Genomic DNA, 10,000 nt, shown 5'->3' with positions numbered 1-10,000 from the left:
TATTGAGGCTGCCAGAGCAGCTGAGCACGGCCGGGGCTTCGCTGTCGTTGCAGACGAAGTCCGTAATCTGGCATCACGAACCAGTACTTCCACTCAGGAAATTGAATCTGTGGTATCAAGAAATATGGAGCTGACGGCTTTGGCGATGCAAAAAATGAACAACGCCAGTACCTTTGCAACTGATGGTGCCCGCCTTGTTGAGCAGGTGCATCAATCCCAGGACCTGATAGAGCAAGTATCCAAAACAGTGACCAATACCATTGCAGCCCTGACTCAGCAGAGAGCAGCGCAGGAAATCTGACCGGCCCAGAGCAATATCCCAGCTCAATCGCTAGCTTGAATTGTACAAATCCGCCAGCTAAAGTGACGCCCTTGTTGTTCGCCTTGTGATGGCCGGTCCTATGCACATCTCCTCGTATCGCTATTTTTATATGGCGGCTCTGGCGGCCGCAATGATGGGCACTATTGGTGTGATAGCCCGTTACAGCGAAGTAAGCCCAGCCAGCCTGACTTTTTACCGTTTAGGTTTAGGTGCAGTGATGTTGGCTTTGTATTTAAGCCTGACAGGGCAACTTAAGTTATTGGCGGGAAAGCCATCACCATTGGTTATCCTCAACGGTGTACTACTGGCCAGTTTTATCTTGTGTTTTTTATCTTCTATTCAGACGATTTCGCTGACATTAGCGATATTGCTGGTTTATCTGGCCCCCGCTTTATCCGCAATACTGGCGCATTTTCTGTTTGCAGAACGCCTGACCAAAGGCACATTCATCCTGATCCTATTGGCATTTTTTGGTTTTTTTATGCTGCAGGAATTTCGGATCGATAGCCGTATTGAACAACAGCAAGGCCTTTGGTATGCCTTAGCATCCTTAGTGACCTATACAGCTTTTATACTGCTCAATAAAAAGGTGCCTACGACTATACCTTTGTATCAAAAGAGTTTTTATCAGTTACTTGTAGGGTCTTTTTGTGTTTTACCTTTGATGTTAAATCAGGCATGGCCTGAGGCTAATCAATGGATCTGGCTGATTATCGCTGCTTTGTTTCCAGGTTTTTTAGCTTTGATATTTGCTTTGCAAGCTATTGCTCATTTACCAACCCGAGTCTTTGGTACTCTGGCTTATCTGGAACCTGTGGTGGTGATTGTGGCTGCATGGCTGTTATTTGCAGAACCCATGTCTTTACTGCAGTGGCTGGGAGCCTTATTGATATTAAGTTGTGGTATGGCTCAAGCCTGGTTAAGTCAGCCTGAAACACAGAGCCAGGCTAATTAGCGACGTCCAGAGAAATCCTGTTACGAAGCACAACTTCCTCACCAGGGCTGAATAAATTGGTGTTATGTAAAAACAGTTCCAATCTCATCCCCGGCGTAATACGCAAAGGACGTTCCAGCACATAAGCTTTACTGCAGGGTAAACTAAGCAAAAGTTCATCTTTAAGCTTGACGTCCAACTGACAGTCAATCCCTTCCGGCACAACACCAGTCATGCCATAGGCAACAAGATCAGCTCTTTTCGCTGGCCATTGCGGCTGGTAAGGCAAGCGACTGCGCTGGCCTGCTATCAGCAGTTTTTCTGCGGTCCAGGTGATATCCTGTGGCGCGCCCAAGGCCAATAGCGGAACACTCAGCATCAGACCACAGAATAACTTCATCAGTTAACCACCTTGCTGGATCAGGCTAAACTGCAGTTCAGCCTGTTTCAAATCACGCTGTAATTGGCCTTGCATCTGATTTAACTGACGCAGTTCCTGCTGTAAATTGCGATTTTCGTCCAGCAACTGCTGTTTTTGCTGCTTGTCTTTGATCGAACTGAGCTCTTGCGTATTGTCGTCAATACGTTGCTCCAGTTGGTCTATTGTTCTGGAATTTTGTTGCAGAGTTTTTTGCAGGTTTTGTAACGCCGATTCAGCTTGATACCAAAGGCGCCCCCTGTCATAACCCAAACGGAACTGTGGCTCCAGAGCCCCGGTACAGACTTTATTATAAGCGCCGCCGCTTTGACCTAGCTCCCGGCCAGCATCGTAAGTGCAGTACAACAACACACCTTCGGCATGACCACGCTCATAGGCTGAAAAATCGGAGCTCAGACCATGTTCAGCGCATTCTTTTTGATAACTGCGAAACTTACTGCTGGCTATACCCTGCTGGCCGTCAGTTTTGCCAATAGCAAACCAGTCGCCAACCTGACACTCCTGCGGACTGATACTGCTACAGCCGGCAAGAACTAACACAGCTATAGATAAAACCCCTTGCTTCATTTCCATTATCCCTTTGTATTTCCTTTAGATTAATGACCTTTACTTATAGCGGATTAGTGCAGCAAATACATCTGTTTTGCCTTAGACTAGAGGCAGTTTTTGCAGAAATTCTGGCATGCAATGAATTATCTGGCTCATCTGCTATTTGCACAACCTAATACAAATTCCCGTATTGGTAATTTATTGGGCGACTTTTACCATGGTACTCAGCCGGAACTATTAACCCCTGCCGTTACTGCGGGTTTATATAACCACAGGGCCGTCGACTGGTTTACTGATCGACATCCGGATGTTCGTGCCGCCAGGCAGTTTTTTAGCCCTCCAATGCGACGTTTTGCCCCTATAGCTTTGGATATGCTGTTTGACTTTTGTCTAATCAAATATTGGTCACAATTTTTTGACTCCAACTTCAATGATTATAAAGTCCAGCTGTATCAAAGCTTAAGAAGTGACTTGCCTTTTATGCCGGACTCCATGGCAAAAACCTTTAAAGCCGTGACAGAACAAGACTGGTTTGGCAACTACGCCGAACTGGCAGGGATCCAATATTCGCTGCGCCGTATGGCATGTCGTGGCCGCTTTACCAGTCGTTATGCCGCCATCGCGGATGAATTACCAGAGATCCAGTTAAAAACAGAACAAGTATTTCTGCAGTTTTTTCCACAGTTGCAGCATTTTATCCAACAGTCGGCAATCGAACAAAATCCAGCCTTAGCCTTTGAACGTTACAATAAAGCTACAGGTAAAGACCAGAGCAGTACAGCGCCTTGCTGAGTCAGTTCAAGCGCTGTGACAGATGCCTTTTTAATTAAAAAATGCCCGGCTTCAGTATTCAATAATACAGCTAATAAAGCTGAAATATCGGGCTCGTGCCCTACACAGCACACAGAACTAACTCCCTGCAGCATCAACTCGGTGAGTGCTTTGAGCTGGACTTCCGGCAAGGTATCGATAATAAGCCAGGCCCTTTGTTGAGGTTCTGGCCACCCGGCCTGAAGGTGCAATAGAGCCGCAGTTTGTTCGGCACGCACCAGAGGGCTAGTCAGCAAAAGTTCTGGTTCTAGCTGCTGCTTTTTACAGAACTCCGCCAGCCTTTGTGTTTGTTTTATGCCTTTATCAACCAAATGACGCATGGGATCGGCAATGCCTAAAGATCTGTCCTGCGCCGTAGCATGACGCACTAAGTACAGCAACATAGGTATTAGTTCGTTGTCAGCGCAAAATCTGCGCTTTCAAAATAAAGTTGCTCTGTTTTTCCTTTTGTCCGGTACAAAATTTCATCTACTGAGCCCTGCCCTGAAATGGCCTTTACCAGGAGTTCTCCCTGTTGCAGAGGTATCAGATAGATAGCCTCAGGATCTTTGGCTGAACCTACAGCTTTATCCAGCAGTTTTTGTTTGACCAGCACAGTCACTGTACCAAGCTGCTGACCACTGCGCTCAAAATGGCCGAGGTAGACTTTAGCTTTAAAACTGTTCAGCTTGCCTTGCTGTAAATCCGTTAGGGCAAAAGCTTCTGGCTCCAGCGTGACTAAATGTTTTTCTGATAAGGCATTCAGCGCTTTATCCGGCAGATCGCTGCTCACCTGAAGCACGATCTGGTGGGCATGTTTACCAGTGGGCAGAGGTAAATGGGAGGCTATCAAGCGGTTTTCAACCTGAAGCAACACCATACCATGGACGCCGTGACTATCATGACTATCGTGCAAATCAGCCCAAAGTGGCGTGCTAATACAAAACAACAGAAGGCAGACTACTTTCATTTTTCTAAACTCTTAACACAGGTTTAAACAGAGTCTGCAACTATCCATGATATGGGTCAAGTTCCACACCAGATTGCCATACACATCAGCGCGAAAATATTGCTATAATCCGGCCACTTGCCGTACTGGGCCAACCGGGTCGGCCAACTAAACTGATGTGGAGAGCGGACCATGCAATTTCCTGATGACGGCAATGGCGATATGCTGCGAGCCTTAATGGACGCCGGAATAGATTTAAACCAGCCTTTGGCCATCGATTTTTATCTGGTGTTTAAAAACAAAGAACAGGCAGAAAAAGCCATGGCAGCTTTAGTGGCGTCAGAGCTTCAAGGTGAGGTGGAATTGCACTTCAATGACCTGGAGCAATGGGAGCTGATCGTCAACCAGACTATGCTGCCTGAACACGCTGCTGTTACAGCCCGTGAAGCTGAACTGGATAAATTCGCTAAAAAATTTGGTGGCCATAATGATGGCTGGGGCGTGATGCAACATCAGGACGGCGACGACGATTTTGATGATGAACACGGCGAACATTGTGACCATGACTGTGGTCACCAGCATTAATTTTTACTGATACAGATACGAGAGAGAAGCAATGGGTGCTCAATGGAAAGCCAAACATAAAGCCGATGCATCGGCTGCCAAAGGCCGTATTTTTACTAAATTAGCAAAAGAAATCATGGTTGCAGCCCGCAATGGTGCTGACCCTGATATGAACTCAAAATTACGTGTTGCAGTGGAAGCGGCGAAAAAAGCCTCCATGCCTCGTGAGACTTTAGAGCGTGCTATCAAAAAAGGCGCAGGTTTACTGGACGGCCCTGCTAACTATGAAACTGTCGTTTATGAAGGTTTTGCCCCGCATCAGGTGCCGGTCATTGTTGAATGTTTAACAGACAATAAAAACCGTTCAGCTCAAAGTATTCGCGTGTTGTTCCGTAAAGGCCAGCTTGGCAGTTCAGGTTCAGTATCCTGGGATTTCAAATATTTAGGCGAAATAGTCGCGCACGCCGTAACACCGGACGCCGATCTGGAAGTGGCAGCTATTGAAGCAGGAGCACAGGACTTTGAAGAAGGTGAAGAAGGCGATAGCGTTTTCTTAACAGAACCTACAGATTTGGACGCTGTCAGCAAAGCTTTACCAGCTTATGGTTTTAACGTTACTTCAGCCAAACTGGTGTACCGCCCAAATAATCCGGTCACACTGGATGATGCTGCACGTGCCGAAGTAGAAGCCTTCCTGGAAGCAATAGACGCTGACGACGACGTACAACACGTCTATGTAGGTTTAGCAGGTTAACACGATAGGCTAATAAAGAGGCGGCTCTGGCCGCCTTTATTTTTTCTGCAATTTCTTCGATCAGAACAACAGGTGTTTTGATGTTAAAAATAAAAGTAGCTTCAGCTAATCCAGCCAAAATCAACGCAGTAGCCTCTGCTTTCGCACAACTATTCCCGGCAGAACCTCTGGAAGTGCAAGGTATTGCAGTGCCCAGTGGTGTCGCAGATCAGCCCATGAGCAGTGATGAGACCTTGTCAGGTGCCATGAACCGTGTGGCTGAACTGGCAAATATTCAGGCTGATTATCGTGTTGCCATTGAAGCAGGCTTAGATGGTGATTTTACCTTTGCCTGGATGGTGATTGAACATCAGGGCAAAATTGGCAAAGCCCGTTCCGCCAGTTTAATGTTGCCACCAGCGGCTTTATTGCAACTGCAGCAAGGTAAAGAGTTGGGTGATGTGATGGATGCAATGTTTGACCAGACGAATGTCAAACAAAAAGGCGGCGCTATTGCCCTGCTGACGCAGGACAAGCTCAGCCGCAGCTCTGTCTATCATCAGGCATTGATTCTGGCGATGATTCCATTTTTAAACCCAGCTTTGTTTTGAATCAGGTTGTCATCCGCTTCATTCAGCCTTAGTGTAGAGTCAGACTCAACCTCAAGGAGAATCTAATGTCCGGACTAAAAGTATTAGCACTATGTGGCAGCTTACGTGCTAAATCTACCAACAAAGCTTTAGTAGAATATGCCATAGCCCATGCACCACAAGGCATGCAGATTGAACTGGCAGATCTTAGCGACGTACCTTTTTTTAATGCTGACCTTACTGCAAAACCCGTTGCTGTAGAGCGCTTACTGGCTCAGTTTGCCAGCGCAGACGCTTTGTTGCTGGCTTGCCCTGAGTACAACTACTCTATTGCACCTGCGCTGAAAAACGCTCTGGACTGGGCATCCCGTGAACCGAACAATGCCTTACTGGCCGGAAAAGTCGCAGCTATTATGGGGTCAGGCGGGGGAATGGGAACATCCAGGGCTCAGTATCACTTACGCCAGGTGTGCGTGTTTTTAGATGTGCATCTGGTGAATAAGCCAGAAGTGTTCTGTAATGCTTTTGCCAATAGCTTTGATGCCGAAGTGAAGTTGACGGATGAACGTATCCAGAATTTGATTGTGCAACAACTGACGGCATTACAGCAGCTGGCAGCACGCTTTAAAGACTAGATAGCGGCGAGTGATAGGGACAAAAAAGCAGACAAAACAATAGAGTTGTGTTCGTCTGCTTTCTTTGTCAGAGTAAAGCTCTTAAACACAGTTTAGACTTTATTACAAAGCCACCAGCCGAAGTGGCAAGGATTGAAGCTTGTTACAACGCCTAAAAAATGATTTCCACCTGTCGATGATTACACTGGTTGGCGTGATAGCCAGCGGTACTTTATTGCCTTACGCTTTATTCCGAATTGCAACGGGCAATTACTTAGTAGGTTTAGTGGATTTATTGATGATTGCCGTCAGCGCTTTTTCCGTTCTTATGGCATGGCATACAGGTGATACCGAAAGACCCGGCTTTTTAATGGCAGCAGTATTTTGCTTTGGCGCTGTTTTAGTCTGCATGAAACTTGGTCAGGACGTTTTATTCTGGATCTACCCTTTGATGGTATTTATTTTCTTTTTAGTAGCACCAATCAAAGCTTTATTACTGCTTTTATTAATGGTTTGCGCCATAGTTTCGCTGAATTTCTCAGATCATACAGTTATTTTCGCCAATAATTTCCAGTTAATGGCGTTTATTACCACTACTCTTATTACCAGCATTTTTGCTTATATTTTTGCTTATCGCACCCATCTGCAACGTCAGGAATTACGCCGCTTAGCGACAACAGACCCCTTGACAGGAGCAGCCACCCGACATTCTCTGACGGACGAATTAAATTATGCCATCCAGCATTATCAACAAAAAGCCGTAGTCAGCGGCTTAATGCTGTTGGATCTGGATCATTTCAAACGTATTAATGATAACTTTGGCCATCAGACCGGCGATCAAATATTGAGCCAGTTAGTGCCGCTGTTAAAACAGATGATCCGTCAACAAGATTCGGTGTTTCGTTATGGTGGTGAAGAGTTTGTATTACTGATCAGAGAAATACAGTTAGCTGATTTGCATCGTTTAGCAGAAAAAATCCGGCATGCCGTCTGGCACCAGTTGGCTTTGCCTGACGGCTCAGCCCTAACCACTTCTATAGGTATAGCCACGGTACAACATGCCAAAGACTGGGAAAGTTGGATGCAAAGCGCCGATGTTGCGTTGTATCAGGCAAAACACAATGGCCGCAACCAGGTGGTGATTGCCCAGGCAGAGCATCATTCATAACTGCGGCAGTATAGACTTAAGTCGAAGCGCCATTTATCGAACAATACTTTAAGCTGACACTCTCACTAGACTACAGGTATTGCTATGTTATCTTTTATTATCAGTCGTTTTTTTGCGATTCAAATACTGGTGTTACTGGCATTAGCCTTGGCTAACTACTTTTCCGCTGTAAAATTGGGGTTTATTCAGGACTTATTGTTGCTACCGGCTTTGACTCTGTTTTTGGTGTATAGCTACTGCAAAAAGCAAAATGCTTTTTTAACCCAGCAGCAAAGTCACAAAGTCATTTATGCATTGATTTTAAGTGACGCCCTGATCCAGGCAGTGCTAACGTTCAGTAGCAATCAAGGCGTGATCCCGGCGCAGCACTTTACCAATGCAGCTTTGACTTATGCGGCCGTAATGGTATTTCACAGCCTGATGATTTATTTCGCCGTAGGCTACAGCAAAACTTTATTTGAAAAACGCCAGCAAACTCTGGGTTAAAAACCTGGTCTGCTACACCACTGCTGCTCACATGGAATACCATCATGGTCGCCGTCAATAGCGACATCAGGGCAATGATTCAGGTAAAAAATAGCTTCTTCGCATGAACGCATTTCGGTGCATCGTATCTTACCTTCGCAGTGCCATTTTGTACCTTGCTGCTGTGGTTCTTGTAACTGTGGCCAGACCGCTTCGTCAGCTAATCTGGTTTGGTCCAGAAGAATTTCCGGGGCTGACACCTCAGAAATAACAGGCTCAGCAGACGGACCGAATAGATACCATAACTGATAAGTCAGCCAGACCAGAATAGACAAGCACACTACCGCGGATAGCAACTGCTGAAACAGCAATGAGGATAATTTGGGTCTGTTTACTAATGGTGCCGGTGCAAAACTCTGACCCGCTTTGTACGCCAACACAGCTTTAGGTTTGGCCTGGTCGTCAACTTCAATCTGGAAAAAAATGAGGTCGCCGTCCTGCAATAGCTCTGGCGTCTTGCGAAATCCACTGCGGCTAACCGGAATATCCGGACCTGCTTTGGTTTGTTGGATCAAACCTCTGCCTTTTTTGGCATCCCAACTTTTCAGTTTTCCCTGTTGTAACATCTCAACGTCCTGTTGTGTCTTTTCAAATCAAACATTAAACCTAAGCCAGGTTTGTTTTACAAGCAGGAACAACCAAATAAAAAACAGGCCAGCCCACAAAAGTTATTTCTAACTAATCTGAGCTGGCTCTTGTTAAGTTGGGGTTAGTTACGGATCAGGTAATCAAAAGCACCTAATGCCGCTGTCGCACCACTGCCCATGGCAATAATGATTTGTTTGAAAGGTGTGTTGGTCGCATCACCTGCGGCGAATACGCCTTTCATGGATGTCTGACCATGGCTGTCGACGATAATTTCACCACGAGGAGTTAATTCAACAGCTCCACGCAACCACTCTGTATTTGGCACTAAACCAATTTGTACAAAGATACCGGCCAGTTCCACAGTTTTGCTTTCGCCGTTACTGCGATCAGTGTACTGCAAGCCCACAACCCGCTGACCATCACCCAGAACTTCAGTAGTTTGAGCTTGAGTGATGATAGTGATATTGCCCATAGACTCTGCTTTTTTGATCAGCACAGCGTCCGCACGCAGTTTGCTGTCAAATTCCAGCACTGTGACATGCTGCACTATACCAGCTAAGTCAATCGCGGCTTCAATACCAGAGTTACCGCCACCAATCACCGCTACTTTCTTGCCTTTAAATAAAGGACCATCACAGTGTGGACAGTAAGCAACGCCTTTACCACGGTATTCTTTTTCACCTGGGACGTTCATTTCTCTCCAGCGCGCACCAGTGGATAACACAATACTCTTACTTTTCAGTACAGCACCATTTTCAAGTTCCACTTCAAACAAGTCGTTTTTGCCAAGCTTCACAGCTTTTTGACTGTTCATAATGTCGACTTCGTAGTGACGCACATGAGACTCTAAATTCGCCACCAGTTTTGGACCTTCAGTTTCTTTTACAGAAATAAAGTTCTCTATGCCAACAGTGTCTGCCACCTGGCCACCAAAACGCTCAGCCACAATACCAGTGTTCAGACCTTTACGGGCCGCATAAATCGCAGCTGCAGAACCAGCTGGGCCACCACCGACGATCAGCATATCAAAGGTATCTTTAGTTTTCAGCGCTTCAGCCTGACGTTTGGCTGCATTGCTGTCTACTTTATTCAGAATATTGGTCAGGCTGATAGCGCCTTGCGAAAATTGCTGACCATTCAGGAATACGGTAGGCACGGCCATAATATTACGGCTGGTCACTTCGTCCTGGAATACTGCACCATCGATCATGGTGG

The 10,000-nt window shown here is 46.1% G+C and carries 15 protein-coding genes; 9 read left to right on the top strand and 6 right to left on the bottom strand.

Going from position 1 to position 10,000, the window contains the following annotated elements; translation table 11 throughout:
* Window positions 1-301, top strand: a 301-nt coding sequence (locus LDL40_RS00315; RefSeq protein ID WP_300992509.1) for a methyl-accepting chemotaxis protein, incomplete at its 5' end; no start/stop codon positions are given.
* A 100-nt stretch (window positions 302-401) separates the two neighbouring features.
* A complete protein-coding gene (locus LDL40_RS00310) occupies window positions 402-1,277 on the top strand; it encodes an EamA family transporter (RefSeq protein WP_300992507.1) in 876 nt (291 codons plus the stop codon).
* Here the strand turns inward: LDL40_RS00310 and LDL40_RS00305 are convergent.
* Both LDL40_RS00305 and LDL40_RS00300 read right to left on the bottom strand, forming a co-directional pair.
* The gene (locus tag LDL40_RS00305) at window positions 1,270-1,656 is read right to left on the bottom strand and encodes a hypothetical protein (RefSeq protein ID WP_300992505.1); all 387 of its coding nucleotides are present in this window, start codon (window positions 1,654-1,656) and stop codon (window positions 1,270-1,272) included. The two genes, LDL40_RS00310 and LDL40_RS00305, sit on opposite strands and share 8 nt — an antisense overlap.
* A gap of 3 nt (window positions 1,657-1,659) precedes the next feature.
* Window positions 1,660-2,262 (bottom strand): DUF2799 domain-containing protein, encoded by a 603-nt coding sequence (locus LDL40_RS00300; protein WP_300992503.1) that lies wholly within the window; start codon window positions 2,260-2,262, stop codon window positions 1,660-1,662.
* Window positions 2,263-2,361: 99 nt separating this feature from the next.
* On the opposite strand from LDL40_RS00300, the gene LDL40_RS00295 reads away from it, so the two are divergent.
* A complete protein-coding gene (locus LDL40_RS00295) occupies window positions 2,362-3,036 on the top strand; it encodes an ACP phosphodiesterase (RefSeq protein ID WP_300992501.1) in 675 nt (224 codons plus the stop codon).
* Here the strand turns inward: LDL40_RS00295 and sixA are convergent.
* Together sixA and LDL40_RS00285 are read right to left on the bottom strand one after the other, a co-directional pair.
* Window positions 2,988-3,458: a phosphohistidine phosphatase SixA gene (gene sixA / locus LDL40_RS00290; protein WP_300992499.1), complete on the bottom strand. Its 471-nt coding sequence runs from the start codon at window positions 3,456-3,458 to the stop codon at window positions 2,988-2,990. The genes LDL40_RS00295 and sixA overlap by 49 nt on opposite strands.
* A 5-nt stretch (window positions 3,459-3,463) precedes the next feature.
* Window positions 3,464-4,024 carry a hypothetical protein gene (locus LDL40_RS00285; protein ID WP_300992497.1) on the bottom strand — a complete coding sequence of 187 codons (561 nt, stop codon included), beginning with the start codon at window positions 4,022-4,024 and terminating at the stop codon, window positions 3,464-3,466.
* 171 nt (window positions 4,025-4,195) lie between these two features.
* Between LDL40_RS00285 and LDL40_RS00280 the strand changes: the two genes are divergently transcribed.
* The 6 genes from LDL40_RS00280 to LDL40_RS00255 all read left to right on the top strand — a co-directional run bounded on the left by LDL40_RS00280 (window position 4,196) and on the right by LDL40_RS00255 (window position 8,158).
* Window positions 4,196-4,588 (top strand): ribonuclease E inhibitor RraB, encoded by a 393-nt coding sequence (locus LDL40_RS00280; RefSeq protein ID WP_300992495.1) that lies wholly within the window; start codon window positions 4,196-4,198, stop codon window positions 4,586-4,588.
* A 31-nt stretch (window positions 4,589-4,619) separates the two neighbouring features.
* Window positions 4,620-5,321 carry a YebC/PmpR family DNA-binding transcriptional regulator gene (locus LDL40_RS00275; protein ID WP_300992492.1) on the top strand — a complete coding sequence of 234 codons (702 nt, stop codon included), beginning with the start codon at window positions 4,620-4,622 and terminating at the stop codon, window positions 5,319-5,321.
* Between the two features lie 80 nt (window positions 5,322-5,401).
* Entirely contained in the window at window positions 5,402-5,911 is a 510-nt protein-coding gene (yjjX, locus tag LDL40_RS00270; protein WP_300992490.1) for an inosine/xanthosine triphosphatase, read from the top strand.
* Window positions 5,912-5,976: 65 nt separating this feature from the next.
* Window positions 5,977-6,525: an NADPH-dependent FMN reductase gene (locus tag LDL40_RS00265; RefSeq protein ID WP_300992488.1), complete on the top strand. Its 549-nt coding sequence runs from the start codon at window positions 5,977-5,979 to the stop codon at window positions 6,523-6,525.
* Between the two features lie 139 nt (window positions 6,526-6,664).
* Window positions 6,665-7,672 carry a GGDEF domain-containing protein gene (locus tag LDL40_RS00260; RefSeq protein ID WP_300992486.1) on the top strand — a complete coding sequence of 336 codons (1,008 nt, stop codon included), beginning with the start codon at window positions 6,665-6,667 and terminating at the stop codon, window positions 7,670-7,672.
* A gap of 84 nt (window positions 7,673-7,756) precedes the next feature.
* Window positions 7,757-8,158 (top strand): hypothetical protein, encoded by a 402-nt coding sequence (locus tag LDL40_RS00255; protein WP_300992483.1) that lies wholly within the window; start codon window positions 7,757-7,759, stop codon window positions 8,156-8,158.
* Here LDL40_RS00255 and LDL40_RS00250 read toward each other — a convergent pair.
* Window positions 8,155-8,763: an excalibur calcium-binding domain-containing protein gene (locus LDL40_RS00250; protein WP_300992481.1), complete on the bottom strand. Its 609-nt coding sequence runs from the start codon at window positions 8,761-8,763 to the stop codon at window positions 8,155-8,157. The two genes, LDL40_RS00255 and LDL40_RS00250, sit on opposite strands and share 4 nt — an antisense overlap.
* Before the next feature lie 143 nt (window positions 8,764-8,906).
* On the bottom strand, window positions 8,907-10,000 hold a 1,094-nt coding region (gene ahpF, locus LDL40_RS00245), incomplete at its 5' end, for an alkyl hydroperoxide reductase subunit F (RefSeq protein ID WP_300992478.1).

This window comes from Rheinheimera sp., from assembly GCF_020217005.1.
In the GTDB taxonomy this organism is placed as follows: domain Bacteria; phylum Pseudomonadota; class Gammaproteobacteria; order Enterobacterales; family Alteromonadaceae; genus Pararheinheimera.
The sequence above is the reverse complement of the archived record's forward strand: the minus strand, read 5'-3'. Positions and strand labels throughout refer to the sequence as shown.

Bases quoted from the DNA above. Each gene is read 5' to 3' on its own strand.
- LDL40_RS00265 (WP_300992488.1), top strand. From the start codon at position 5,977: ATGTCCGGACTAAAAGTATTAGCACTATGTGGCAGCTTACGTGCTAAA.
- LDL40_RS00300 (WP_300992503.1), bottom strand. From the start codon at position 2,262: ATGAAGCAAGGGGTTTTATCTATAGCTGTGTTAGTTCTTGCCGGCTGT.
- yjjX (WP_300992490.1), top strand. From the start codon at position 5,402: ATGTTAAAAATAAAAGTAGCTTCAGCTAATCCAGCCAAAATCAACGCA.
- LDL40_RS00285 (WP_300992497.1), bottom strand. From the start codon at position 4,024: ATGAAAGTAGTCTGCCTTCTGTTGTTTTGTATTAGCACGCCACTTTGG.
- LDL40_RS00310 (WP_300992507.1), top strand. From the start codon at position 402: ATGCACATCTCCTCGTATCGCTATTTTTATATGGCGGCTCTGGCGGCC.
- LDL40_RS00280 (WP_300992495.1), top strand. From the start codon at position 4,196: ATGCAATTTCCTGATGACGGCAATGGCGATATGCTGCGAGCCTTAATG.
- LDL40_RS00250 (WP_300992481.1), bottom strand. From the start codon at position 8,763: ATGTTACAACAGGGAAAACTGAAAAGTTGGGATGCCAAAAAAGGCAGA.
- sixA (WP_300992499.1), bottom strand. From the start codon at position 3,458: ATGTTGCTGTACTTAGTGCGTCATGCTACGGCGCAGGACAGATCTTTA.
- LDL40_RS00255 (WP_300992483.1), top strand. From the start codon at position 7,757: ATGTTATCTTTTATTATCAGTCGTTTTTTTGCGATTCAAATACTGGTG.
- LDL40_RS00305 (WP_300992505.1), bottom strand. From the start codon at position 1,656: ATGAAGTTATTCTGTGGTCTGATGCTGAGTGTTCCGCTATTGGCCTTG.
- LDL40_RS00275 (WP_300992492.1), top strand. From the start codon at position 4,620: ATGGGTGCTCAATGGAAAGCCAAACATAAAGCCGATGCATCGGCTGCC.